The sequence below is a fragment of the Streptomyces sp. f51 genome, assembly GCF_037940415.1.
Lineage (GTDB): Bacteria > Actinomycetota > Actinomycetes > Streptomycetales > Streptomycetaceae > Streptomyces.
In genome coordinates this window covers 2,337,731-2,363,266 of sequence record NZ_CP149798.1, presented here as the reverse complement: position 1 = coordinate 2,363,266, position 25,536 = coordinate 2,337,731, and the positions used below count along the sequence as shown (strand labels likewise).

Genomic DNA, 25,536 nt, shown 5'->3' with positions numbered 1-25,536 from the left:
TAGGGTCTGCACGCATGGGAGAGCAGGACATGCCTACCGGTCCGGTGAATGACACGGAGAGCGGCGCCGTCGGCGACGCCACGGGCGGCGCGGGCGCGGCGGCCGGCGGCGGCTCGAAGCGCCTGCCGACCGGCCCCGGCAACGGCCCCTCGAATCCGGGCAAGCGCAGGCTCGGAGTCATGGGCGGCACCTTCGACCCGATCCACCACGGGCACCTGGTCGCCGCCAGCGAGGTCGCCGCGCAGTTCCACCTCGACGAGGTGGTGTTCGTGCCGACGGGGCAGCCGTGGCAGAAGACCGACCGCATGGTCACCCCGGCCGAGGACCGCTATCTGATGACGGTCATCGCCACGGCCGAGAACCCGCAGTTCTCGGTCAGCCGGATCGACATCGACCGCGGCGGCCCGACCTACACGACGGACACCCTGCGCGACCTGCGCTCGCTCAACCCCGACGCGGATCTCTTCTTCATCACCGGCGCGGACGCGCTCGGCCAGATCCTCACCTGGCGCTACACGGAAGAACTGTTCTCCCTCGCGCACTTCATCGGGGTCACCCGGCCCGGTCACACCCTGACCGACCCGGGACTCCCGGAGGGCGGTGTCTCGCTGGTCGAGGTTCCCGCGCTCGCCATCTCGTCCACAGACTGCCGTGCGAGAGTCGCCAAGGGCGACCCCGTCTGGTACCTGGTGCCGGACGGTGTGGTGCGCTACATCGACAAGCGTGAGCTGTACCGCGGCCAGTGAGCCGAGAGGGGCACCCGGTGAACGACCGATACGACGGATACGCGGGCGGCGACCAGCAGTACGAGCTCGTCGGCTACGACGAGTACGGGCAGCCGGTGTACCGGCCGGTCCCGCAGCAGCCCGCACAGGGGTACGACGGCTACGACGCCCGGCAGCAGCAGGGGTACGGCTACGACCCCTACGCGACGGGCCGTCAGGAAGCTGTCGGGCCCTATGACACGGGCAGCCGGCCGGCTGTGTCGCCCTATGACACGGGCCAGCACGAAACCGTGTCCCCTTATGACACCGGTCGGCACGAAACGGTGTCCCCCTATGACACCGGCCGGCAGGAGACCGTGTCGCCCTACGACACCGGTCAGCAGCCGTCCGCCCCCTCGCGCGACTCCTTCGACCCGTTCGGCACCGGTGCGCCCGGCGGCGGCGCGGCGGAGACCGCCCGGGCGCCGTACGACGGCTACGGGCGCGGCGCCGGCACCTCGGACGCCGCGAGCACCGGCCGGCAGCCCCGGGTCGCCGAGCAGACCGCCCGCATCCCGCAGCAGGCCGGACCCCCGCAGCAGGCCGGACCCGCACAGGACGACGCTCCCGGGAGCGACCGGGACTACCGCACCGAGCAGTTCGCCTTCGTCGAGGAGCAGGAAGCCGAGTCCGAGGACGTCATCGACTGGCTGAAGTTCACGGAGAACCGCACCGAGCGCCGCGAGGAGGCCAAGCGCCGTGCCCGCAGCCGGGTCGTCGCCCTCGTCGTGGTCGCGGCGCTGGCCGTCGTCGGCGGGGCGGGCTACCTCTGGTACGCAGGCAAGCTGCCCGGCACCGCCGCGACCGCCAAGCCGGGCGCCTCGACGCCCGTCGCCGCGCAGAAGCGCGACGTGATCGTCGTCCATCTGCACAACACCAAGGGCGGCGGCACCTCCACGGCCCTGCTCGTCGACAACACCACCACCCAGCAGGGCACCACCGTGCTGCTGCCCAACTCCCTCGCCCTGACGGACGACGACGGCTCGACGACCACGCTCGCCAAGTCCGTCGACAACGACGGCTCCTCCGGTACGCGGGACGCGCTCGACACCGTGCTGGGCACCAACATCCAGGGCACCTGGCGGCTCGACACCCCCTACCTGAACAACCTCGTCGAACTCGTCGGCAACATCGAGGTCACCACCAACACCGCGGTGCCCGACCCCGCCGCCAAGAAGCAGGGCGAGGACCCCCTCGTCAAGAAGGGCCAGGACGAGACCCTCAGCGGCAAGATGGCCGTCGCCTACGCCACCTACCGTGCCCCGGGCGAGGCCCAGGACGCCCAGCTGGAGCGGTTCGGGCAGGTCATGCAGGGGGTGATGCGGAAGCTGTCCTCGGACAAGCAGGCCGCGACCACCACGGTGCAGACCCTGGCCCAGATCCTCGACCCGTCCCTGACCGACCAGGACCTCGGCGCCTTCCTCGCCAAGCTCGCCGACCTCGCCAAGGGCGGCGACTACAAGACCGCGCTGCTGCCCGTGCAGACGGACGGCACCCTGAGCGCGAGTGCCTCCAGCAGCGTGATCAAGGACGTCCTGGGCGGCACCGCCAAGAGCCCCGAGGCCGGCTCCGCGGTCCGCGTCGGCATCGAGAACGCCACCGGCGTCAAGACGGCCACCAGCCAGGCCCGTGTCGTCCTGGTCAACGGCGGCTACACGTTCCTGGACTCCGGCACCTCCGCCGCCCAGAGCGTGTCCCGGATCACGTACGGCGACGCCGCCAGGAAGGCGGACGCCGTCGAGGTCGCCAAGACCCTGGGGCTGCCGAGCAGCATCGTGACCAAGGGCAAGGCCGGTGGCAACGCGGACGTGTCCGTCGTCCTCGGCCAGGACTACAAGATCACCAGCACCCCGAAGGGATGACCCGGGGGTGACCGGCTTCACGCCCCGGGGGACGGTCCCGGGGCGTGGCCGGAGAAACGCGTGGGGTGTCCTCGGCGGTCCGTGAGACCCTTGAGTCGTAACCGACCGCCGACGGAAAGCCGCGTAGTGACCGCCACGGACCGCTCCATCGAGCTCATCAAGACCGCCGCACAGGCGGCCGCAGACAAGCTCGCGCACGACATCATCGCCTACGACGTCAGCGATGTTCTCTCCATCACCGACGCCTTCCTGCTGGCGTCCGCGCCCAACGACCGCCAGGTCAAGTCGATCGTCGACGAGATCGAGGAGCGCCTGAACAAGGAGCTCGGCGCCAAGCCGGTGCGCCGCGAGGGCGACCGCGAGGCCCGCTGGGTGCTGCTCGACTACGTCGACATCGTGGTGCACGTCCAGCACAGCGAGGAGCGCGTCTTCTACGCCCTGGAGCGGCTCTGGAAGGACTGCCCGGAGCTGGACCTGCCCGAGGAGGCCAAGGCCACCCGCGGCAAGGCCGCCGAGCACGCCAAGTTCCAGGCCGGGGAGGACTCCGCCGACCTGGGAGGACTGCGGTGAGCACCGAGGCCCGCGGGGCCGCGTCCGACGAGCGGAAGCCGGGCCGTGGCCGTCGCGTCATCCTGTGGCGGCACGGCCAGACCTCCTGGAACGTGGACCGCCGCTTCCAGGGTTCGACCGACGTCGAGCTGACCGAGACGGGAATCGGGCAGGCCCGCCGCGCCGCCCGGCTCCTCGCCTCCCTGAAGCCCGACGCCATCGTCGCCTCGGACCTCAAGCGCGCCGCGAACACGGCCGCCGAACTGGCCGCCCTCACCGGGCTCGACGTCACCCACGACGAGGGCCTGCGCGAGACCTACGCGGGCGTCTGGCAGGGCCTGACGCACGAGGAGATCATCGCCCGCCACGGCGAGCAGTACGCCGCCTGGAAGCGCGGTGAGCCGGTGCGGCGCGGCGGGGGCGAGCTGGAGACCGAGGTCGCCGACCGCGCCGCCCCCGTGGTGCTGCGGCACGCGGACAAGCTCCCGGACGACGGCACCCTCGTGGTCGTCAGTCACGGCGGCACGATCCGCACCACCATCGGCCGTCTGCTCGGTCTCGAGTCCCCGCACTGGGAGAGCCTCGGCGGTCTGTCGAACTGCTGCTGGTCCGTCCTCGGCGAGGGCGTCCGCGGCTGGCGCCTCCTGGAGCACAACGCCGGCACGCTGCCGGAGCCGGTCCTCGGCGACGACGACTGAGGGGCGCCGGACGGCTCTCCGTCCGGTCACCCGGGCCCGCCGGGACCGGATTTCACTTTCCGGCTGGTCGCAGGCTAAAGTTCTTCTTGTTCGGCCCGCAGGGCGGGAAGAACGCAAGGGGCTATAGCTCAGTTGGTAGAGCGCCTGCATGGCATGCAGGAGGTCAGGAGTTCAATTCTCCTTAGCTCCACGGACAGGCTCTTCGGAGCCGTCGGAAGAATGATGAAAGATCCCGTTCCCGTCAGGGAGCGGGATCTTTCGTTGTACGTCCCCTGTGCGCCCCCGAGTTGGTGCCTCGCCCGCGGAGAACGCGGCGCGGCGGGCGCAGTTGGCCGTCGCACCGGCGCACTCGGGTACGGCGGGAGCCGACCGGCGCGGTCGGCGGGCCGGGTCGCCGCGGTCCATGGGCCGGGTCGGCGTACGGAGGCCTGTCACGCGTCCTCTCCCCGCCCGTGGGTGCCGTGGTCTTCGGCACATTCACCGGGAACCCGCTTGAGTCACTTGGGGTCTGTGGGGCGTATATCTCTGCGGACGCGCTCCCGGCGTGCTCGAATGCGCCGCCCGCCACAGCCCCGCCGGGTGCCCGTGTCCGGACTGGTACGCAGGCGTCGCTGACCGTATTGCTCCGGCCGTGGCAGAATCAAACGGCCGGAAGGGGGCGCGGCCCGACGGGAGGGAGTAGCGATGCCTGCCAGCATCCTCGAGGAGGTCGACGATCTCCTCGAAGTGGCACTGAACCGTAAGAAAGCCACCCTCCTCGACTGCCCTTCCTGCGGATCGGTCCACGTTGCCCAGGTTCTCGGTGACAACGGTGGAATCTCCTACGTGTGCACGGCCTGCGGCCACAGCTGGAGCTGATTGATGGGTGCACACAGGCGGAAATGCGATTGGTGCGGCAGTGGTACGCCGATCGTCCGCGACATGGAGCCGGTCAACCACGACTACCAGTACTGGTGCGAGGAATGCGCACGGGCGCTGATCATAAAAGGCGACCCGATCGAGACGTATCGGGAGCTCGAGGGCGAGCCGATCTACGCACGGCTCCTCGACGAGCACTGCACGCTCAAGCGGTTCTACTCCTTCGCCACGGCCTGACCCCAGGGCCGTGCGACGACCCCCGGAAGGCATCTGCCCCGGGGGTCCTCCGATTCCGGGACCCGCCTCCTCCCGGCCGCTCCCCGGACGGGAGACCTGGCCGGCCCCGGAGCGGGCCCCGCGCGTCCTCCGGCCCCTCTGGAGGCATGGAGGCCGAACGGGCCGCCGTGAGGCGCGTGAAGCCCGCGGCGAGGCCCGTGAAGCCCGTCGGGGGCCCGCGTGGCGCCTGATGGGCCCCCAGGGCCTCCCAGCCCCCTTCTTCGCCCCGGTCGCGGACCGGTCTCCACGCCGGCGCCTCCGGAAAATGCGACATGAAGCCCGAATCGGTACACACGGGAAACGATTTGGTGGTTCACCTGGGGGACCGTGTAATGTTGGCGTCGCCGCCGGGGAAACCGGGCGACACGGTGAAAACGCGGTCCGACCGCGTGGTCACGAGGGGCTATAGCTCAGTTGGTAGAGCGCCTGCATGGCATGCAGGAGGTCAGGAGTTCAATTCTCCTTAGCTCCACAGACGTTGAAAGCGGATCACCCGATCAGGGTGGTCCGCTTCTTCGTTTCCCCGGGCAGTCCCGCGGAACCCCGGCCGGCCGTCGCGTCCCGGGCGCGAAGCCGCACGGCGGCTCGGGCGGAACCTGCCGGACGCCGTACGGCGATCTGCCCGAACATGCCGAAGGCGGGCCACCGGTTCCTGGTGGCCCGCTCCTTCGTGTCAGCGGCCGCTGCCGAGCGCGCGGCGCCCGCGCCCCTGCGAGAGGACCGGCAGGTTGCGCGAGGGCGACGCGCCCCTGGTGTCCTCCTCGATGCGCAGCGCGAGCGCCGGGCAGCGCCGTACCGCGCGCAGGGCCTTCGCCTCGGCGAACTGGGGCACCGGGGCCTGTGCCACGGTCGGGAAGCCGTCGGCGCCCAGTTCGAAGACCTCGGGAAGCAGATCGGCGCACAGACCGTGCCCACGGCACAGGGTCCAGTCGACGAAGATCTTCTGGCGGCTGGCACCCGCCTCCTGCTGGCCCGGGCCGCTCAGGATGCCCATGGGCACCTGACCGTCCTCGAAGAGCGGCAGAACGCCCTCCACGGGCCTTCCGCAGCCGTTTCCGAGGACATGCGCGGCCAGGTCGTCCGTGAACGCCTTCAGGGTCGACTCGATGAACATCGCCGAACCGTCCGGGTGGGAGCAGGCGCCGCGCCGCTTCACCGACTTGGCGACCTGCTTGACCGCCTCGAGCGCGGCCGGACCGCCGCCGTTGAGGATGTCCGCGAGGCCGCGCGCGGCGGCGGGCAGGCCGAGGTAGCAGGGGCCGCACTGGCCCGCGCTCTCGTCGGCCAGCCACTGCGCCACGCGCAGGGACTCGCCCAGGGGGCAGGTCTCCTGGGTGATGGGGAGGATCGCGCCGGCGCCGAGCGCGCCGCCCACCGCGGCCAGGGAGTCCCGCGAGACGAGCGCGTCGTTGACCGTCGCCGCGTCCAGCCACTTGCCGTGGTACCCGCCGGTCAGCACGCCCTGGGGCATCGCCGGGGCGCCGGCCAGCTGGAGCACGTAACGCAGGGGCACGCCGGTGGGGACCTCGATCACCATGGGGCGCGCGACCGCGCCCGAGACGGTGAGCAGGACGGTGCCGGGCTCGTCGTACAGGCCCGTGTTGCGGTAGCGGTCGGGGCCGATGCGGGCGGCGATGGCCAGCTGCGCGAACGTCTCGGCGTTCGACAGCAGGGTGGGCGCGCCCCCGACACCCGCCTGGGACGCGCTGACCTTGCGGCCGGGCGGCACGGCGGGGCCGCCGTCGATCGAGCGGATCAGCGACGCGGCCGCGCCGGTCACCATCCGCACGGGATTGCGCTGCACGCGCGCGCGCAGGGGCGAGCCCCTGCGGTTGCTCAGCCCCCGCTCGGCCAGCGCCGCTTCCATGGAGCGCTGCGTGGACTCGCGGGTCACGCCGATCACGAGCGTGCGGGCGCCCATGGCCTCCGCGACCAGGAGGGCGCCGTCGAGGATGAGGTGCGGGGCACGGTTGATGAGCACCGTGTCCTTGCGGCAGGCCGGTTCGTCCTCGCTTCCGTTGACGACCACCACGGGGCGGATGCCCTTCTTGATGGCCGATTCGGCCACCGAGCGCAGTTTCTTGCCGAACGGGAAGCCCGCCCCGCCGCGTCCCTTCAGATTGATGTCCTCGGCGAGGCTGGCGAGCTCTTCTCCCCCCAGGGGTTCGAGCGGACCGTGCACCTTCAGGTGCATGGGCAGATCAAGGCGTTCAACCAGGTCGAAACCCGACGTGAGCTGCGGAAGTCCGACGACGCGGACTTCCGGGACGTCGGGCAGGGCCTCGTTCACTTAAAGCCTCCGGAAGGGGCATTCCATGATTCACCGGAGCCAGGAGCGTCGAAGGCGCCCGGCAGTACGTCAGTCGTGGGACCGCTGTCGTACGTGTCGTTGGTGTTGTACGTGCGGTAGGACGCGTTCGTCTCACCGGTGTTGTACACATCACTCGTGCCGTAGCTTCCGGTGGCCGGATTGCCATAGACGGGGGTGGTGTATCCGGTGTCCTGGAGCGGGTCGTACGACGACGCCGGGGCCTCGCCGACCGGGGCCGACTGGGGGACGGGCCAGGCGCCCTGCGCGGCGCCGTTGCCGACGCGGGGAAACGTCTCTGTGGGCTGCGCGTTCACGGGCATGGGGAACTGCTGCGTCCCGGGGGCCGCCGGTGCGTCGCCGGGGGCCGCCACGGTCCTGTAGGCCGCCGCGAAGCCGGCCGTGTCCGCGGCAGCCTGCGCGCCGCCGAACAGCGTGGACGCGGACTCCTTGCGCTCCTGGCGCGGGGACGGGGTGTCGGCACCCGCGGAACGCCGCTCGGAGCGGCCTCCGGCGCCCTGCGGCGACTCCATCGCGGCGGCACGGGAGGCGTCCAGCTCCTCGCGGAAGCCGCGGGCGCTGCCGCCGCCGGTGAGCGCCAGGATCCGCGCCGCCACCTTGTGCTTGAAGGCGTTCGGGGCGGCACGCAGGAGGAGGGCGCCCATGACGCCGACCAGGCACAGCTCGTACGAGAACATGAAGAAGGGCTTCGCCGCCCGGCCCGCGAACAGGCCGTGGACCAGGGCCGCGCACAGGGCGGGGTAGGCCAGCATGTGCATCGCGCGCCAGCGGGCGGCGACCACGGCGGGTGCGGCGAACTGATTGCGCAGCGCGCCGGTGATGCCTACGAAGATCATGAGCAGGCCGGCCAGCGAGCCGAGGCCGATGAGCCCGCCGAGGCCCGTCACACCGAGGCTGAAGGGGATCAGCGCGGCGATCAGGACGGTGTGGTCCAGTGCCAGCTTGACGGTGACGTGGACCAGGAGGAACGCGATCGAGGCGACGGCGGTCACGCGGTGGACGCCCTGCGCGACGATCCGCTGACGTGTGTCGAGGAGGAGCCGGTCCTGGGCGACCAGGCCCCAGATCACCGAGCAGGTCAGGGAGACCAGTGACAGGACGCCGGCGCCGAAGTTCAGGAAGTCCTGGACAGCGCTGCCCCCCGCCAGCACGATCACGGGTATGAGGACCAGCACGGCAGCTGACGCCGCCCCGTAGGCCGAACGGCCCATCCGGGGAAGCGAGCTGGTGGTACGACGAGGGTTCATGAGGGGTACTCCCTACGGTTCGGGGAAGCGGTCCCGAAGGCGCACTCTAGGTCGAGAAACGGCGCCGAGCTCAACGTTTGAGTTATTGCGTTGTTACCAAAGGGCAATGAGGTCTTTGTGTTGTCCGCAAGCGTCCGTTAAGCGAAGTAAAATTTGAACATCGGTCAACGTTCTTCGGGGGTGCCGAGGGCCGTTCCGGGTATCAGTGGCGCCCGGAACCTCGTCGCGGCCCGCGCGGGCCCTGCGGTACCCTGACGCCATGCGTGCCGTACGCCTTCTGCTTAGCGAGCCGCGCTGATCAGTCCCGACCGCTGACGCATCGTGGTCGGCATCAGCGCGGCGTCCCCTCCTGTGCGAGGGGTTTTTTCATTTCTGCTGGCAGAGACGATCGATGGAGCTTTGAGGACATGAGCGAGACGAACACCGCTGCCGCCACCGCCGAGTCGGCCGCGCCGCACCGCTACACGGCAGCCCTGGCCGCCGACATCGAGGCACGCTGGCAGGACTTCTGGGACGCCCAGGGGACGTACGAGGCCCCGAACCCCACCGGTGACCTGGCCGGGGACCCCGAGCTGGCCGCCCGGCCCAAGAAGTTCATCATGGACATGTTCCCGTACCCCTCGGGCGCGGGTCTGCACGTCGGCCACCCCCTGGGCTACATCGCCACCGATGTATACGCCCGGTTCCAGCGGATGACCGGCCACAACGTCCTGCACACCCTGGGCTTCGACGCCTTCGGCCTGCCCGCCGAGCAGTACGCGGTGCAGACCGGCACGCACCCGCGCGTGTCCACCGAGGCCAACATGGAGAACATGAAGGTCCAACTGCGCGCGCTGGGCCTGGGTCACGACAAGCGCCGGTCGTTCGCCACGATCGACCCGGAGTACTACAAGTGGACCCAGTGGATCTTCCTCCAGATCTTCAACTCCTGGTACGACGACGAGGCCGACAAGGCCCGCCCCATCTCCGCCCTGGTCGCCCAGTTCGAGAGCGGTGAGCGTGCCGTCCCCGCCGTCGACGGCACCACGCGCGCGTGGAACGAACTGAGCGCCGGCGAGCGCGCCGACGTCCTGAGCGGCTACCGCCTGGCGTACGCCTCCGACGCGCCGGTCAACTGGTGCCCCGGCCTGGGCACCGTCCTGGCCAACGAGGAGGTCACCTCCGACGGCCGGTCCGAGCGCGGCAACTTCCCCGTCTTCAAGGCCAAGCTGCGCCAGTGGAACATGCGCATCACCGCCTACGCGGACCGCCTGCTGGACGACCTGGACGCGCTGGACTGGCCCGAGGCCATCAAGCTCCAGCAGCGCAACTGGATCGGCCGCTCCGAGGGCGCCCGCGTCGACTTCCCGATCGACGGCGAAGCGATCACGGTCTTCACCACCCGCCAGGACACCCTGTTCGGCGCCACGTACATGGTCCTGGCCCCGGAACACCCGCTGGTCGAGAAGTTCACCCCGGACGCCTGGCCCGAGGGCACCCACGACGTGTGGACCGGCGGGCACGCGACGCCCGCCGAGGCCGTCGCCGCCTACCGCGCCCAGGCCGCCTCGAAGTCCGACGTCGAGCGCCAGGCCGAGGCCAAGGACAAGACCGGCGTCTTCACCGGCACGTTCGCCACCAACCCGGTCAACGGCGAGAAGGTCCCGGTCTTCATCGCCGACTACGTGCTGATGGGCTACGGCACCGGCGCGATCATGGCCGTCCCGGCGCACGACGGCCGCGACTTCGCGTTCGCGCGCGCCTTCGAGCTGCCCATGCGCTGTGTGGTCGAGCCCTCGGACGACCGCGGCACCGACGCCTCCACCTGGGACGACGCCTTCGCCTCGTACGACGCGAAGATCGTCAACTCCGCCGGCGACGACATCTCCCTGGACGGTCTGGGCGTCGTCGACGCCAAGGCGCGCATCACGGAGTGGCTGGAGCGCCGGGGCATCGGCGCGGGCACCGTCAACTTCCGGCTGCGCGACTGGCTGTTCAGCCGCCAGCGCTACTGGGGCGAGCCCTTCCCGATCGTCTACGACGAGGACGGCGTCGCCCACTCGCTGCCCGAGTCGATGCTGCCGCTGGAGCTGCCGGAGGTCGAGGACTACTCCCCGCGCACCTTCGACCCGGACGACGCGGACACCTCTCCCGAGACCCCGCTGTCCCGCAACGAGGACTGGGTGAACGTCACCCTGGACCTGGAGGACGGCCGCGGCCCCCGGAAGTACCGCCGCGAGACCAACACCATGCCCAACTGGGCCGGTTCCTGCTGGTACGAACTGCGCTACCTGGACCCGCACAACGACCGCCGGCTGGTCGACCCGGCCATCGAGCAGTACTGGATGGGCCCGCGCGAAGGGCAGCCCACCGGTGGCGTCGACCTGTACGTCGGCGGTGCCGAGCACGCCGTGCTGCACCTGCTGTACGCGCGCTTCTGGTCGAAGGTCCTGTTCGACCTGGGCCACGTCTCGTCGGCCGAGCCGTTCCACAAGCTGTTCAACCAGGGCATGATCCAGGCCTACGTGTACCGCGACAGCCGCGGTATCGCGGTGCCCGCCGCCGAGGTCGAGGAGCTGGACGGCGAGTACTACTACCAGGGCGAGAAGGTCGGCCGCCTGCTGGGCAAGATGGGCAAGTCCCTGAAGAACGCCGTCACCCCGGACGAGATCTGCGCCGAGTACGGAGCGGACACCCTGCGCCTGTACGAGATGGCGATGGGCCCGCTGGACGTGTCCCGCCCGTGGGACACACGCGCGGTGGTGGGCCAGTACCGCCTGCTCCAGCGACTGTGGCGCAACGTCGTCGACGAGGCGACCGGCGAGGTCACCGTCGTCTCCGCCGAGCCGGACGAGGACACCCTGCGTGCCCTGCACAAGGCCATCGACGGCGTGCGCCAGGACCTGGAGGGCATGCGGTTCAACACCGCCATCGCCAAGGTCACCGAGCTGAACAACCACCTGACCAAGGTGGGCGGCCCGGTGGCGCGTCCGGTCGCCGAGGCCCTGGTGCTGATGGTCGCGCCGCTGGCCCCGCACATCGCCGAGGAGCTGTGGAACAAGCTGGGCCACGCCGACTCGGTCGTCCACCAGGACTTCCCCGTCGCCGACCCCGCGTACGTCGTCGACGAGTCCGTGACCTGCGTCGTGCAGATCAAGGGCAAGGTCAAGGCCCGCCTGGAGGTCTCCCCGTCGATCACCGACGCGGAGCTGGAGAAGGTGGCGCTGGCCGACGAGAAGGTCGTCGCCGCGCTGGACGGCGCCGGGATCCGCAAGGTGATCGTGCGCGCGCCGAAGCTGGTGAACATCGTCACCGCGTAGCCGGCACCGGCGCGGACCGGGCCCTTCGAGGCTCAGGGTCGTCCCCTACGGGCAGGTTCGGGGTTCTTTCGGAACTCGGGACCTGCCCGCAGCGTTTACCGTTGAGAGCGCGGCGCTTGTTGCCGCGACCGGTCGGAGGAGGAGTGTGATGGGTACCGTGATCACCGTAATCGCCTTGCTCTTCCTGCTGTTCGTGGTGTTCGGCGCGTACGCCACGGTGAAGGTGATCGGCGCCGCCAAACGCGGCGTGGACCGCACCATCTCGCAGGCCCGCCGCACGGTCGAGGACACCACCCTGCGCGCCAAGACCTTCGCGCAGCCCGGCCCCCAGGGCGAGCTCGCCCAGCTCAGACTGTCTCTGCGCACCTCGATGCGCGCCACCCAGGAGGCACTCCAGGCGGGCGCGGCCGAGGACGAGTCGCTCAAGGAGTCGGTGAACCTCTTCGAGCGGCTCAGCACGCACGGCCGCGAGCTGGACGCCGAACTCAAGCGCCTGGAGGCCGAGCCCGACCGCGGCACCCTGGCCACCCGGCTGCCCGGCCTGCGCGAGCGCACCCAGCGGATCACGCGGTCGGCCGACTCGCTGCGCTGGGCGGCCCGCGACCGGGCCCACCGCTTCGCGGGCGACGACCTGGACACCCTCAGCGCCCAGATCGACGTGGAGGCCGGCGCACTGCGTCACTGGACCAAGGAGCCGGGTCCCGCCACGTCCTGGCCCGACGATCCCGCCACGGACACGGGCGTCCCCGAGGGCCGGTCCGGGCCGACGAGCGGGCGGTCCCGTCCCGAGGACCGGCCCAGCCGCTCGGCGATCACACCGCCCGGCCAACGGCCCACCTACCCTTGGCAGAAGAAGCCCCGCCCCGAGAGCACGACATGATCCGGCCGATCCCGCCGCAGGTGGAAGGGGCCGGGCTGCCGCGCACCCGCCCCGCCAGGTAACCTCCAGCTCATGTCCCGCCATGTCGCGATCGTCACCGATTCAACGGCCTACCTGCCGCCGCGGACGATGGAGCGCCACGGCATCACATCGGTTCCCCTGACCGTGGTCCTCGGGGACCAGGCGCTCGAAGAGGGCACCGAGATCTCGGCCCGCTCCCTCGCCCAGGCGCTCCAGAAGCGGCGCCCCGTCACGACGTCCCGGCCCAGCCCCGAGACGTTCGCCGCGACCTACCGCCGGGTCGCCGAGTCCGGCGCCACCGGCATCGTCTCGCTGCACCTGTCCTCCGAGTTCTCGGGCACCTACGACGCCGCGGTGCTCGCGGCGCGCGAGGCCCCGGTTCCGGTGCGTGTCGTCGACACCGGGATGGTCGCCATGGCCCTCGGGTTCTGCGCGCTGGCCGCCGCCGAGTCCGCCGAGGCGGGCGGGTCGGTGGACGACGCCGTCACGGCCGCCGAGAAGCGGGCCGCGGGCATGTCCGCCCACTTCTACGTCGACACGCTCGACTATCTGCGCCGTGGCGGCAGGATCGGGACCGCGCAGGCCCTGCTGGGTTCCGCGCTCGCGGTGAAGCCGATCCTGCAACTCCACGACGGCCGCATCGAACTCCTCGAGAAGGTCAGGACGTCGTCCAAGGCGATCGCACGCCTGGAGGAGATCGTCGCCGACCGGGCGGGCAGCGCGCAGGTCGACATCGCCGTTCACCATCTGGCCGCCCCGGAGCGGGCGTCGGCCCTCGCGGACCGCCTGCGGGCGCGGGTACCGGGCCTCGCCGAGCTGCACGTGAGCGAGGTGGGCGCGGTGATCGGAGCGCACACCGGACCCGGGCTGCTGGCGGCGGTCGTGTCGCCCCGCTGAGGAGCCCGGCCGCCTTCTCGCCCGCCCGCTTTCTCGCTGGCCCGCGTCGCTCGTGCGGGTGACGGAGTTGTCCACAACTGGGGCGCTCTCCACCGGAATTGAGCAAGATCATCGCGATGGTGCCGGGTTGTCGCATCCTCGCCGCATGGCACTTCGATCGAGCACACGTACAGCGACACCGACCAGCGGACCGGGTCGTGGACCCCTGTCCGACAGCCGCAGCCGCTCTCACCGTCGTGACCGGCGCACCTCGACCGGCCGCGAGGGGCGCACCATGACCGGTCGCGAGGGGCGGATCCGGACCCGCCGTCAGCAGGAGGCTTCGGCCGCGGCCCTCCGGCTGCGCGCCGACGCCCTCTTCCCCGAACACGCCCAGGAGCGGCGCGAGTCGGGGAGCGGGCCGCCCGGGGGCGGGGCGCTGGCCGTGGGTGCGACGCCGGACAGCGAGCTGGACTTGCATGGGCCGGTCCTGCCCGGGCCGGACCCGCACGGGCCGGACTTGCACGAGGCGGTCCCGCCCGGGCCGGATTCGTACGAGCCGGTCCCGCACGAGCCGGTCCCGCACGGGCCGGACTTGCACGGGCCGGACTTGCACGGGCCGGACTTGCACGAGCCGGTCGCGTACGAGCCCGCGGAGGAGTCGGGCGGCTGGCGGGACCGGGCGGGGCTCGCCGTGCGGGAGCGGCTTCCGGTGTGGCTCCAGTCGAGGTGCGGTCTGGAACGCAGGAGCGTGGTCGCGCTGACCGTGCTGCTGGCCGTCGCCGCCGTCTTCGCCGTGCAGCACTTCTGGGCGGGCCGGACGAGGCCGGTCCGGGCTCCCGAGGTGGTGGGCGCCGCGGCGCCGTTCGGCGGGAAGCGCACGCCGGGTGAGGGGCCTGGTGGTGGGTCGGGAGAGCGGCCGGAAGCGGAATCCGGCGGCCCGACCGGGGCTCCGGGCGCCGGGGGTGCCGGAGGGGGCATGGTCGTCGTGGACGTGGGCGGGAAGGTGCGCGCCCCCGGACTCCGACGGTTGCCCGCCGGGTCCCGCGTCGAGGACGCCCTTCGGGCCGCGGGCGGTCCGCGGCCCGGCACGGACACCGACGGTCTCAACCGCGCCCGGCTGCTCGTGGACGGCGAACAGATCATGGTGGGCGCGACCATGCCCCCGGCCGGAGCCGGATCGGACGGCTCGGTCGGTTCCGGGCCGCTCGGAGCCGGGGGATCCGGGGCGGGCGCACCGCCCGCCGCGCCGATTCCCCTCAACACCGCCACGGTCGAGCAGTTCGACAGTCTGCCCGGGGTCGGCCCCGTCCTGGCCCGGCACATCATCGACTACCGCACGGCGCACGGCGGATTCCGCTCGGTCGACGAGCTCCGCGAAGTGAACGGGATCGGAGACCGCCGCTTCGCCGATCTCCGGAACCTGGTGCGGCCATGAAGGGCCCGGAGGCGACGGACGCGGGGGAGCCGGACGTTTCTCCGACGGTCCCCGAAGGGTCTCCGGGCTCCACCGGCCGGAGGCAGGTGCACGCCGCCTCCGGAAGCCGGCTCGGGGCTTCGCACCCCCGGTCGGAGGGGCCGGTCGATCTCCGGCTCGTGGTGCCCGCCGCGGCGGTCTGGCTCACGGCGGCCGTGAGCGTCGGAGCCTCGCCGGGCCGGGTGGCCGCCGTCGTGGCCGTGTCCCTGGTCGCGGGCGGCGTACTGCTGGCGGCGAGGCCGAGGGGTGCGGGGACCGGAACGGATGGTGGCAGCACGCAGGACGGGAGCGCGGGGAGGCGCGGCGAGGGCGGGGAGGAGGAGCGCGGACGGAGGCGAGACGCGAGCACGGGGCACGGTGACCGGCGGGTCGACGGTGTGGACCATCCGCTGGGGCGGCGCGCAGGGAAACGAGTCGGGCGAGGGCTGGGGCGACCCGGGGTACGGGTGTCCGTCGCCGCCGTGCTCCTCTGCGTCGGCGCCGCCGCGGCCTCCGCGGGGCTGCACGCGGCGGACCTGAGACGCGGACCTCTCCCCGCACTCGCGGAGAGGTTCGCCGACGTGACCGTCGAGGTGGAGCTCACCTCCGACCCCCGGCTCACCAGGCCCCGGATCAAGGGGGACCACGTCGCTCCGACGGCTCTGCTGTTCGACGCCGACGTCACGCGGGTCGTCCGGGCGGACGGCACGGTGCTGGCCACCAGGACGCCGGTGCTGGTGTTCGTCGACGCCCGTTCGCGGCGGGGTGCGCCGGTGGGAGCGGGCGGGCGGGCGCGGCGGGGTCTTCTCCAGGACGCCGGCGGGCGCTCGGCCTGGTTGGCACTGCTGCCCTCGACCCGGCTGCGGATCACGGCGCGGGCCGTGCCCGCCCTGTCGGACGGGGACGGTGTCGCGGTGGTGCTGCGGGTACGGGGGAGCGCGCCACCGGAGGTGGTGGGGGCGCCGTCCGGTCCGCAGCGGTTCGCCGGCTGGCTCCGCGAGGGCCTGCGGAAGGCGACCGACGGCCTGGACGCCGACGCCCGGGCGCTGCTGCCGGGGCTGGTCGTGGGGGACACCTCACGGGTCACACCGGAGCTGGACGAGGCATTCAGGGCCACCGATCTCACGCACCTCCTCGCCGTCAGCGGGGGCAACCTCGTCATCGTCCTCGCGTTGTTCATCGGGCCGCCGGGACTCGCCCAGCGGGTGGAGCGCCGGGGCCTGGCGTCCCGGCTCAGGGTTCCGCTGCGGGCGACCGCCGTGCTCGGCGGAGTGCTCACGCTCGCCTTCGTGATCGTGTGCCGGCCGGACCCGAGCGTGCTGCGCGCGGCGGCCTGTGGCGCGGTCTCGCTGCTCGCCATCGCGACCGGGCGCCGCAGATCGCTGATCCCGGCGTTGGCGGCGGCGGTTCTGCTCCTGGTGCTCTACGACCCCTGGCTCGCCCGCAGTTACGGATTCTTGCTCTCCGTCCTCGCGACCGCGGCCCTGCTCACGCTCGCCCCGCGCTGGAGCACGGCACTCCGACGACGCCGTGTTCCCGCCCGGCCGGCCGAGGCGCTGGCCGCGGCCGCCGCGGCGCAGGTCCTGTGCGCTCCGGTGGTCGCCGTGCTGTCGGCCCGGGTGAGCCTGGTGGCGGTGCCGTGCAATCTCCTCGCGGAGTTCGCGGTCACCCCGGCCACGGTGCTGGGGTTCGCGACGCTGGTGACCTCCTCCTGGGCGATGCCGGTGGCCAAGGTCCTCGCGTGGTGGGCGAGTTGGCCCGCCCGGTGGATCGCGGGCATCGCGCGCACGGGGGCGGCCCAGCCCGGTGGGGGAGTGGACTGGCCGGACAGCTGGACGGGCGCCCTTTTGCTGGTGCTCGTCACGGTCGCCGTGCTGGCTGTCGGCAGGCGGCTGCTGAGACACCCGTTGCCCAGTGGTGTCGGCGTGGTGCTGCTCCTGCTGTTCGTGGTGCAGCCACCGCCGCTCACGAGGGTGATCACGGGGTGGCCGCCGCCCGGCTGGAGGTTCGCGATGTGCGGGATCTTCCCTGTTGGATCAGCGTGTTGAAGCTGATCTAGCAAGGTGGTGCTGTGGCGGGGTGGCGAAGGTATTGGGTTCCGACGAGACGAGTGATCGCTTCGGATCGAGTCCCGGTGTTGGCAGGTTGGGGGGACCTCGTACAGCGCGAGGCTCGTACCGGAATCCACCCAGGCGACCCGATCTTGCTGTCGCCGGACTATGAGATTGATCCGGTACTGAGTCACTTCCTGTGCCGTACATCGTTTGCTCGGCTTGAGCGGGAGACGAAGCGCAACTACACGGACGACTACTGCTTGTTCTTCGACTTCCTTTGGGCCCGTGGCCGCACCTGGAACGAGGCGACCTCTGACGACTTGTGGGACTTCGAGGACTGGCGCACACGGTCGCTGCGCAACCCTCGGAGGATCGGGGGAGACCGTTGGAATCGGTGCCTGGCTGCACTGACGCGTCTCTACACATGGGCCGTCGACCATGAGCACATGGTGACGAACCCGGTCGAGACGAAGTCCGTCCGGAATCGGTACGGCGACATCGTCTCGGTGCCGGCGGGCCGCGCCGAGCACGCCCGAATGAGCAATGTCAGGTGGCTGACTCCGCGGGCGTTCCGCCTGTGGGTCGATGTCGGGCTCCGCGGTCATACAGCCGAGGGGCTTCCCGATCCGAGCTGGCAGGGGCGCCTTTCTGACCGGAACGCCGCCTACGCGGGCTTGCTCTTCTCCTCGGGGATGCGGCGGACGGAAGGGGCTTCACTGCTGACGATTGAGGTTCCCAGCACGCGGCTGGAAGGCGGCCGCTACTACACGGGCCGTCTGGCACGGGCGGTGACCAAGTCGAAGAAGGCCCGGATGTTCTACGTCTCGGCGGTCGTGGTCGGCGAGATCGAGGGATACGCAGAGTCGACCCGGGCGAGGCTCGTCCGCCGGGCACAGATCAAGGGCCGGTACGACCGTCTGCCCGAATGGCGCCTGGTCACCCATGAGACCGGCCGGCTGAAGCGGGTACTGCACTGGCGGGACCAGGACGGCATGATCGGGCAGACCCAGCTGAACGAGGCGACGGTCGAAGAGCGGATGATGTTCTTCACGGAGGGACCGCTGGGGCCGGAGCCGCTGTGGTTCTGGCTCAACGAGAGCGGGCTGCCGTTCCGCCCGGACTCCTGGGAGAACGTTTTCAGGACCGGTTCGGACCGCTGCGAGGACATCCTCTCGGACGTCCTGTCGGAGCCACCGTTCGCCACCCCCCACATGGCCAGGCACAGCTTCGCGCTCTACATGCTCGTCGTCCTCAACCACCTCATGGACCAGCGGATGGGCCTCACGCCGGAGGAACGGCGGGACTTCCGAATGCTCTACGGCGACCCCTGGAACATGGTCAAGGACTTGCTCGGCCACGCCGAACTGACCACGACGAAGAAGATCTACCTCGCGCCCGTCGCTGACCTTCAGCTGCGATCTTTGCTGGTTGACCGGATTCCTGACCCGAGCGTGGCCACGAGCCTGTCGGACGAACGGCTGAACAGCACGTTCGCGCGGATCGCGCGCGAGAGCGAGGGCATCCAGGACCTCGACGAGCACCTGGTGGTCGCATGAGCCGGCGCGGCCGTTCCGCGGCCCTGCCGCCGCAGCCTCACCACCGGCCACCGGTTCTGGAGCCGGGCTCTGTCCTGGTCCGTCACCGTGATCGCGACGGCGCCATGCGGAGCTACGACTTCGCAGAACTCCCGGTTCCCACTCCTATGCAGCGGTCGTGGGCGGTGCTGTTCGCCGCACGCTGCGAGCCGGGGGGAGGCTGGAACGCACTGTCGGCGAGTCTGGCCACCTGGCGGCAGCTGCAGACCTTCGCGCGTTTCCTCGCCACGGAGGACCACCCGCCCATCGACGTCTCCGACCTCACAGCGGGCCTTTGGAACCGCTGGCGGCTCAGCCGTTCCCAGAACGCCTCCGGCCGCGATCAGATCACCCGCGTCGCGGCCTTCCTCCAGGCGGACGCACGAGTGACCGGGGCGCTCATGGAGGCGATGGCGAAACGCGTCCCCCTGGTGAAGAAGTCCGAGACGGCCTTGCCGCCCGACGAGTTCACCCAGGTCCGCACCACGGCACAGCGGATGTTCCGCACCGCTCACCTGCGGATCACCGAGAACACCGAACTCCTGCACAAGTGGAGGGCCGGGGCGGTCGCCCCGGACACCCGTGAGCATTTGATCGGCGAGGCCCTGGACACTCTGGCTCGCACCGGTAACGTCCCCCGCTATCTGGGAACCGACGGCCGAACACGGGTCATCAACCGCTACCGCGTTGCCCTCGGCGGCGAGAACGCGCTGCACACCTGGCGTCGGCTCTTTCTGAACCGGATGGAGGCCGTCGCCCTGGCGGTGCTGCTGTCCGCCGAGCACGGCTTCAACGCGACCACCGTCTCCAAGCTGCGTGTCCCCCGCGCGACGCCGGGCTCCGGCGAGGACGGGTTTCCCGTCTATCGCCTGGAGCTGGAGAAGGCTCGCCGAGGCGCTGGCCGACACTTCGAGACCAGGAACCTCACCGACTTTGGGTCGGACTCCCCGGGCCGTCTGATCACCAAGGCTCTGCAGGCCACGGCTCCGGCCCGGCAAGCCGTCGCCGAGCTCGATCCCGACGTGGACCGGCTGCTGATCTGGCGCGAGAACTACCCCAGAGACCGCACCGTCCCGGAGAACGTGTGGGTCGGGATGTTCGGCATCGGATTGCACGACGCGGCGGCCAGCGACTGGGCCCGCAAGACCGGTCTGCCCGGCTCACCGATGAGACGTCTCCGCAAGACCGTCAACGCTCTGCACCGACGTGAACCAGGCCAGAACTCCCAGGACACCCACGACAGTGTCTATGTGTTGCCCGAGCCCCAGGTCCAGGAAGCGGCGATCCCGGTGATCGCCGCGGGCATCAACGAGGCCCTCGATCACGCACGCAACACGGTCCTGCGGGCCCGGCTCAGCGACAGACCCGCACCGGACACCCTCGAAACGGCCACGACCGCCTGCACCGACTACCGCAACAGCCCGTTCACCCCGGTCGGGACCGGCTGCCGAGCGTCGTTCCTGCTCTGCACCGCCTGCCCGAACGCCCGTGTCGCCCCCGTCCACCACCCTCGCCTGGCCCACCTGCACCGCAGTCTCCAGAGCCTGCGGGACGTCCTCGCCCCCGAACTCTGGGACGCCGACTGGTACGACGCGCACGCCCGCCTCGAAGACCTCAAAGCCAGGCTCGGCGAGGCCGTCTGGCAGCAAGCACTGGCCGGCGTCACCGCCGAGGACCGAGAGATCATCGACCACCTTCTGAACGGACACTACGACGCGTGACAACTCTCCTCGCCACCGGACATCCCCGGCCAACGGCACAGACCCCGGTCATCGACGCCGCACTCGTCGTCAGCCCTGACGAGCCCATGTCCTGCTACGGCGATGCGATATGGTCCCTGGCCTCGCTGAACGCCAACCCGAGCGTCGAGCGCAAAAGCATCCATTGGGCCACGTTCCCGCCCACCATCCAACACGAACTACGGCAGATCACCCACACCTTTATCAACCGGAGCCTGCCGGACTCCTTCCTGCTCGGCCGGTCCGGGGCCTGGCGAACCCGCATGAACGCCGAAGGCATCTACGAAGTCGCCTTGGCCTGGCGGGACTTCGCCCGCTGGCTGCACGCCGCAGACATCACGACCCTGGCCGACTGCGACGACCAGACCTACAGCGACTTCATCGCTCACCTGGTACGCGAACGCGGACTCTCGCGGTCCACCGTCCTGCACCGGATCACCGCGCTGACCCGCCTCTGGGTCTTCGACACGATCAGCATCGCTCCGCACGGCGTCGCCCAACCCCCCTGGGAACGCGAAGGGGTCGACGACTATCTCCCGCCCGCGACGGAGGGCGGCGGCGAGAACTCCACCGAGCCGATCACACCCGCGACCATGGGGCCGCTGCTGATCTGGGCCATGCGGACGGTCGACGACCTGGCCACCGACATCCTGGCCGCCTGGACGGAGAAGCAGCGGCTGATCGAGCGGGCCGAGAAGGCCGTCGCCACCACCGAGTCACTGGCCTCCCTGAAGACCTACCTGCACGAGATCGTCACGGTCGACGGGCCCATCCCCATGCACATCCACGCGGGCAAGCACGTCACCTCGGTGAGCTACATCGCCGGTCTCACCGGCGCCTCGATCAACCAGGTGTCCAACATGACCAGCAGGAGAGCCTGGCGGGATTACAGGGCCCGACACCCGGGACCGAGCCCGCTGCCCACGGCCATCACGACACTCGTCAACGGCCGCAGATGGGCGGAATCCATCGACTTCGCCGACGCCGACGTGCTGATGCGGCACCTGGGCACGGCCTGCTTCATCGTCCTGGCCTACCTCACCGGCATGCGCCCCGGCGAGGTGCTCGGACTACGCACCGACTGCTGCCCCGAACCGGCAACCGGCAGGCACCTCATCTTCGGCCACACCTACAAGACCGCCCGGGACGAGAACGGAAACCACCACTCCGGAGGCGAACTCCGCGAGACTCCCTGGGTTGCGATCGAGCCGGCGGTGAATGCCGTCCGCACCCTGGAGAAGATCGTCCCCGGTGGCAGTCTCCTCTTCGACGCCAGCGCCCACGACTTCCCCAACCACCGCCCCGACTATGCCGGTTCGCTTCTCGCCCACACGATGAACAGCAGGATCGAGGACTTCATCCTCTGGGCCAACGATCTGGCGCAACACCTCGATCTTCCCACCGAGGTGATCCCTCCCGATCCGCACGGCAGGGTCGGCACATCACGATTCCGGAGGACGCTGGCCTGGCACATTGCCCGCCGCCCCGGCGGACTGGTCGCGCTCGCCGTTCAATACGGCCACCTCCGGACTGCCGTCAGTGCGGGATATGCCGCTCGAAGCCGCGACGGAATCCACACCCTCCTCGACATCGAAACAGCACGGGCCACCGCGGACACGCTCATGAGCCTGCAAGAGGGCCTCGCCGAAGGCGCCGGCCTGTCGGGCCCCGCTGCCCGCCGAGCCATCCACGCAGCAGCCCATGCGCCGACCTTCGCCGGTTCGATCCGCACCGCCCGCCAGGCCCGGGACATCCTCGGCAACCCCGCCCTCGCCGTTCACGACAACCCCCACGCCTACCTGATGTGTGTCTACAACCGGGACAAAGCGCTCTGCCACCGGGCCGCCGCCGACACCCCTTCGCTCGACCGATGCGTGTCTTCCTGCGCCAACATCACCCGCACCGATCAGCACGCTGCCGAAATGACCTGGCAGGCCGAGGCTCTGGAGAAGCAAGCGGCCTCGGAAACGGTCCCCTTGCCGCTGTCCGATCGTCTCCGAGACCAGGCCGACCGACTCCGCAAACTGGTCGAGCATCACCGCTATAGCCGCATTACCCGCGAGGAGATCTCCGCATGAGCCCCGCCCTCGACGAACGCGACCGGATCAAAGCTGCAATAGACCGAATCCTGTCGGGCACCCCCAAAGAATCCAACGGCGCACTGACTATCGTCGCCCTCGCCATCGAGGCCGGAGTTCCCCGCAATGCGCTCACCCAACGCCACCCCGACCTGAAGAACGACTTCTATGAGAAGGTCCGAGCCCGAGGCGGCACCCCTGACCGGGAACGGCGACTCCGAAAGCAGGTCGTCAAACTCAAGGAACTTCGCGCTGTCGATGCCGAGGAAATCAAACAGCTACGGGCTGATGTCGAAGCACTGATCGGAGCCCTTCACCAATCAGAGTCGGAGAACCGGCAACTCCGACTCCAATTGGCCGAGCGGGCAGGAAAACTCAGAGTCCTGCCGCCTCAGCCGCTATCACGCCCCTGAAGAGTCTGCCTCGGCCGTGTGAATCTCGACGGTGACTCCGCCTCCCGGCATAGCATGTCCGATCAGTGCCTGATCCAGTTCATCAAAACTGGCCCCGCACCCTCGGAGGAAGGCAGAGATCAGGCGCCGCGAGCGTCCAAAAGTATCCCGTTGCAGACCGAGACGTCCGACAACAGAGGCGTCGATATACCTTTGGTGAGTCAGCCGCTCAAAGATGAAGATGTCCATTTGGCGAGGAAGGACACGCGCGACTGGAGCATCACTTTTCAATCTCCAGCAGAGTTCCGCCAGGGAAGCCGCATAGTCGGGAGGCTCGGGCAGGAAAGCGCCGATCGCCTCGGTGCGAATCTCAGGGGCAACTTTTGCGGCGGACAGGATACCGGCGACGAACTTGTCGACCGAGTCCGAGATCTTCCGCATCTGGTGCATCGGGACGGCGCCCTCTGCGAGTCTTTCCGAAACGAGAGCGTCCCAGTCGTTTCTGTTGAGCGTGACAGCCGTCGAAGAGGCCGCAACCAACTTCAGAGTGAGGATGCTGACGGCTTCCGATGCCAGCCACCTGACTGCTCGCGCCTCTGCGTCCTGGAGTCGAGGGGTCCAATACTTGCTGATTTCTTGGAGTAGATCGATCAGTTGCTTGATCGCCAGGAAATGGTCAAGGAAAAGGACTTCGCCGCGCAGGAACCAGAACGCTCGCTCCAGGTCAGCCACACTCTTGCAGGTTTCCCGGACCTCTTTTTCCAGGCACAGTGCGCTTACGCCGTGGGATCCGAGATCTGCCATCTTGCCAACGGCGTTGGTTTCCCTGCGCTCGAAATCCTGGACGCTCTGGGCCGAGACGTCCAAGCTCCGCCCCAGGTCGCGGATGCGGCTGGTGATGCCTTTGGCCATCGTCAGCTCTGCGGCATCGGCACCGACGAGTTCACGCAGCCCGCGGAGCCATACGAGCCTATCCAGCGGCTTTTCTGTGCTCTTCCCGGTCCCAGATTTTACTTCACCGATGTGTTTGATCAGGGAGAGGTGGGGGCTGAAGTCGAATGCGAAAAGATCCAGGTCCGTGACAAGGATCGGTTCTTGGAAGTAGCGCTGGAGGTTGACGCCATATCGGGCATAGAACCCTTCCCAGAACCAGAGTTGAGCAACCCGGGCTTCCAGCTGTTCACCGAGTGGAGGTGACTTCGGGGTGGGACCCCCGCTACCGCCCGAACGGGCTCTCGTGCCTGACTGCACGCTGGGCTTCCTTCCTCAGTTCGAGAATTGCAGCTGTCGTGATCTCATCGCTGGCTGCGTCGTCGGGCATCATAGACCGGTCTTCTTCCGGTGTCATGAACGAGCCGGGAATGTTTTCCATCTTCAACGAAGAGGATCCGTCACCGGGAATATTGCCGACGCTTGCCTTGAGCCAGTCGAGGCCATCCCGAACGATTTCCTCCTTGATCAGCTTCAGGAAGGCTCTCCCATTGGGAAGCTGCTCGACTCGCACCACTCCGGCGGACTCCAGCAGGTGATAGTCCGTTCCGATGTTGGTGGCCGGACCGACGGACCCGGAGTTTAGGAGCCTTGAGACGAGGACGACTGGATCGCTGATCCTGCCCAAGTCGGCTTGGGCCTTTTCCTGCCCGAAGAGGATATGAGCGAGGAACAGCTTGCGCAGGTGCAGCGCCTCTGTCGTCGTCGACTGATCGTCCGAGGTTTGAACCAACGGGGAGAAGACATAGGTCTGTGACAGAGGCTGACCATGGGCGTTTGACTTCACGGTTGCGGCCTGGATCAGGCCGACCTTGCGGGCGCTCCGAAGGATGGCCGGGTTGCCCCCCATGACATCCAGAGTGGAGCCAGGACGGGCAGTTGCTTTCTCGCAGATGGCGAGCAGGGCATCCCGTTCGTTCGGGGGAAGGGACTGGAGGAAGGATGCGATCTGGACCTGTCCGGTTCCCCAAACATTCGGGTTGAAGGTGACCTCTTCGTTCAGGTCACTGGAAAAGACCCGGCGATTAACCGAAATTGCGAGAGAGTAGCCGAGTCCCTTCGCAGCCGCGTCGTCACCGATCCCTCGCTTGACGATCTGATCAAGATGCTGGGTCTTGGTGAGCGGGGCCCAAGAAGCGATCTCGATGCTGTGAAGGAGCGCGAGCTCGTTCTCGGAAGGACCCAGGATCCCCAAAACCTTGAATGCCTGCTGGATGACGGTTCCTGAGACTCCGATGAACTCCTCGACATGTGCAATGGTGCCATCGGAGGCCAGTGCGTAGTCGATGACGTCTGCCTGCTTGAGGACCGGGAGGATCTGAGAGACCAGATCCATGTCGGCGATGCCGGCCTGCCTTGCAAATTCCCGAATGAGACCAGGGCTGGATATCCTGCTGTATCCATGCAGGCGTGACACGAAATCCATAGCCTGACCGGCCCGGAGCAATGTTGCAATATCGGCCCGGATGATGTTGTTCGTCACCATCGGCGCCTGCTGCAGAAGAAAAATGACGGCTCTTCCGAGTCGACGCTCGGCGGCGTCGGAACCGTCCTGGCCAGTCCCCACCATGGCACCTGTCCCTAGATCACCAGT

General features: G+C 69.5%; 18 protein-coding genes, 2 tRNA genes and 1 pseudogene. 17 read left to right on the top strand and 4 right to left on the bottom strand.

The annotated features are described in order from the left end of the window. Positions 1 to 14 precede the first annotated feature (14 nt). From nadD to WJM95_RS10395, 8 genes are all read left to right on the top strand, one after another. Complete coding sequence (gene nadD, locus WJM95_RS10430; protein ID WP_339129308.1) at positions 15 to 746, top strand: nicotinate-nucleotide adenylyltransferase; 732 nt, start codon at positions 15 to 17, stop codon at positions 744 to 746. Positions 747 to 763: 17 nt separating this feature from the next. Continuing rightward, positions 764 to 2,626, top strand: coding sequence for an LCP family protein (locus tag WJM95_RS10425; protein ID WP_339129307.1), 1,863 nt, complete (start codon positions 764 to 766; stop codon positions 2,624 to 2,626). A 126-nt stretch (positions 2,627 to 2,752) separates the two neighbouring features. After that, positions 2,753 to 3,196 (top strand): ribosome silencing factor, encoded by a 444-nt coding sequence (gene rsfS / locus WJM95_RS10420; protein WP_339129306.1) that lies wholly within the window; start codon positions 2,753 to 2,755, stop codon positions 3,194 to 3,196. After that, positions 3,193 to 3,873 (top strand): histidine phosphatase family protein, encoded by a 681-nt coding sequence (locus WJM95_RS10415; protein ID WP_339129305.1) that lies wholly within the window; start codon positions 3,193 to 3,195, stop codon positions 3,871 to 3,873. The genes rsfS and WJM95_RS10415 overlap by 4 nt, the downstream gene beginning before the upstream one ends. Positions 3,874 to 3,990: 117 nt before the next feature. After that, positions 3,991 to 4,063, top strand: a tRNA-Ala gene (locus tag WJM95_RS10410). Between the two features lie 494 nt (positions 4,064 to 4,557). Next, positions 4,558 to 4,731, top strand: a complete 174-nt coding sequence (locus tag WJM95_RS10405; RefSeq protein ID WP_261702676.1) for a hypothetical protein — start codon at positions 4,558 to 4,560, stop codon at positions 4,729 to 4,731. Positions 4,732 to 4,734: 3 nt separating this feature from the next. Continuing rightward, positions 4,735 to 4,968, top strand: coding sequence for a hypothetical protein (locus tag WJM95_RS10400; protein ID WP_037618755.1), 234 nt, complete (start codon positions 4,735 to 4,737; stop codon positions 4,966 to 4,968). 438 nt (positions 4,969 to 5,406) lie between these two features. Beyond that, positions 5,407 to 5,479 (top strand) — tRNA-Ala (locus WJM95_RS10395). A gap of 201 nt (positions 5,480 to 5,680) precedes the next feature. Here WJM95_RS10395 and WJM95_RS10390 read toward each other — a convergent pair. Together WJM95_RS10390 and WJM95_RS10385 are read right to left on the bottom strand one after the other, a co-directional pair. Continuing rightward, positions 5,681 to 7,297, bottom strand: a complete 1,617-nt coding sequence (locus WJM95_RS10390; protein ID WP_339129304.1) for an NADH-ubiquinone oxidoreductase-F iron-sulfur binding region domain-containing protein — start codon at positions 7,295 to 7,297, stop codon at positions 5,681 to 5,683. After that, positions 7,294 to 8,583: a cytochrome b/b6 domain-containing protein gene (locus tag WJM95_RS10385; protein ID WP_339129303.1), complete on the bottom strand. Its 1,290-nt coding sequence runs from the start codon at positions 8,581 to 8,583 to the stop codon at positions 7,294 to 7,296. Before WJM95_RS10385 ends, WJM95_RS10390 begins: the two co-directional genes overlap by 4 nt. A gap of 407 nt (positions 8,584 to 8,990) precedes the next feature. Here WJM95_RS10385 and leuS point away from each other — a divergent pair, with 407 nt between their 5' ends. The 9 genes and pseudogenes from leuS (at position 8,991) to WJM95_RS10340 (ending at position 22,973) form a co-directional block, all read left to right on the top strand. Continuing rightward, complete coding sequence (gene leuS / locus WJM95_RS10380; protein WP_339129302.1) at positions 8,991 to 11,882, top strand: leucine--tRNA ligase; 2,892 nt, start codon at positions 8,991 to 8,993, stop codon at positions 11,880 to 11,882. A 148-nt stretch (positions 11,883 to 12,030) separates the two neighbouring features. Next, a complete protein-coding gene (locus tag WJM95_RS10375) occupies positions 12,031 to 12,762 on the top strand; it encodes a hypothetical protein (RefSeq protein WP_339129301.1) in 732 nt (243 codons plus the stop codon). Positions 12,763 to 12,834: 72 nt separating this feature from the next. Next, on the top strand, positions 12,835 to 13,680 hold the full coding sequence (locus WJM95_RS10370; protein WP_339129300.1) for a DegV family protein: 846 nt from the start codon (positions 12,835 to 12,837) through the stop codon (positions 13,678 to 13,680). Positions 13,681 to 13,954: 274 nt separating this feature from the next. Continuing rightward, positions 13,955 to 15,097, top strand: coding sequence for a ComEA family DNA-binding protein (locus WJM95_RS10365; protein WP_339129299.1), 1,143 nt, complete (start codon positions 13,955 to 13,957; stop codon positions 15,095 to 15,097). A gap of 86 nt (positions 15,098 to 15,183) precedes the next feature. Beyond that, a pseudogene (locus WJM95_RS10360) lies at positions 15,184 to 17,133 on the top strand (ComEC/Rec2 family competence protein); the annotation flags it as partial. Between the two features lie 185 nt (positions 17,134 to 17,318). Then, complete coding sequence (locus WJM95_RS10355; protein WP_339129298.1) at positions 17,319 to 18,725, top strand: integrase; 1,407 nt, start codon at positions 17,319 to 17,321, stop codon at positions 18,723 to 18,725. A gap of 146 nt (positions 18,726 to 18,871) precedes the next feature. After that, entirely contained in the window at positions 18,872 to 20,464 is a 1,593-nt protein-coding gene (locus WJM95_RS10350; RefSeq protein ID WP_339129297.1) for a hypothetical protein, read from the top strand. Beyond that, the gene (locus WJM95_RS10345) at positions 20,461 to 22,560 is read left to right on the top strand and encodes an integrase (protein WP_339129296.1); all 2,100 of its coding nucleotides are present in this window, start codon (positions 20,461 to 20,463) and stop codon (positions 22,558 to 22,560) included. The genes WJM95_RS10350 and WJM95_RS10345 overlap by 4 nt, the downstream gene beginning before the upstream one ends. Then, positions 22,557 to 22,973 (top strand): hypothetical protein, encoded by a 417-nt coding sequence (locus WJM95_RS10340; RefSeq protein WP_339129295.1) that lies wholly within the window; start codon positions 22,557 to 22,559, stop codon positions 22,971 to 22,973. The genes WJM95_RS10345 and WJM95_RS10340 overlap by 4 nt, the downstream gene beginning before the upstream one ends. Here WJM95_RS10340 and WJM95_RS10335 read toward each other — a convergent pair. After that, complete coding sequence (locus tag WJM95_RS10335) at positions 22,962 to 24,203, bottom strand: hypothetical protein (RefSeq protein WP_339129294.1); 1,242 nt, start codon at positions 24,201 to 24,203, stop codon at positions 22,962 to 22,964. The genes WJM95_RS10340 and WJM95_RS10335 overlap by 12 nt on opposite strands. Continuing rightward, positions 24,169 to 25,512 carry a hypothetical protein gene (locus WJM95_RS10330; protein ID WP_339129293.1) on the bottom strand — a complete coding sequence of 448 codons (1,344 nt, stop codon included), beginning with the start codon at positions 25,510 to 25,512 and terminating at the stop codon, positions 24,169 to 24,171. Before WJM95_RS10330 ends, WJM95_RS10335 begins: the two co-directional genes overlap by 35 nt. Positions 25,513 to 25,536: the final 24 nt, after the last annotated feature.

Coding starts and splice junctions, on each gene's coding strand:
- WJM95_RS10365 (WP_339129299.1), top strand. CDS start 13,955: ATGACCGGTCGCGAGGGGCGGATCCGGACCCGCCGTCAGCAGGAGGCT.
- nadD (WP_339129308.1), top strand. CDS start 15: ATGGGAGAGCAGGACATGCCTACCGGTCCGGTGAATGACACGGAGAGC.
- WJM95_RS10375 (WP_339129301.1), top strand. CDS start 12,031: ATGGGTACCGTGATCACCGTAATCGCCTTGCTCTTCCTGCTGTTCGTG.
- WJM95_RS10385 (WP_339129303.1), bottom strand. CDS start 8,583: ATGAACCCTCGTCGTACCACCAGCTCGCTTCCCCGGATGGGCCGTTCG.
- WJM95_RS10330 (WP_339129293.1), bottom strand. CDS start 25,512: ATGGTGGGGACTGGCCAGGACGGTTCCGACGCCGCCGAGCGTCGACTC.
- WJM95_RS10340 (WP_339129295.1), top strand. CDS start 22,557: ATGAGCCCCGCCCTCGACGAACGCGACCGGATCAAAGCTGCAATAGAC.
- WJM95_RS10400 (WP_037618755.1), top strand. CDS start 4,735: ATGGGTGCACACAGGCGGAAATGCGATTGGTGCGGCAGTGGTACGCCG.
- WJM95_RS10350 (WP_339129297.1), top strand. CDS start 18,872: ATGCAGCGGTCGTGGGCGGTGCTGTTCGCCGCACGCTGCGAGCCGGGG.
- WJM95_RS10370 (WP_339129300.1), top strand. CDS start 12,835: ATGTCCCGCCATGTCGCGATCGTCACCGATTCAACGGCCTACCTGCCG.
- WJM95_RS10405 (WP_261702676.1), top strand. CDS start 4,558: ATGCCTGCCAGCATCCTCGAGGAGGTCGACGATCTCCTCGAAGTGGCA.
- leuS (WP_339129302.1), top strand. CDS start 8,991: ATGAGCGAGACGAACACCGCTGCCGCCACCGCCGAGTCGGCCGCGCCG.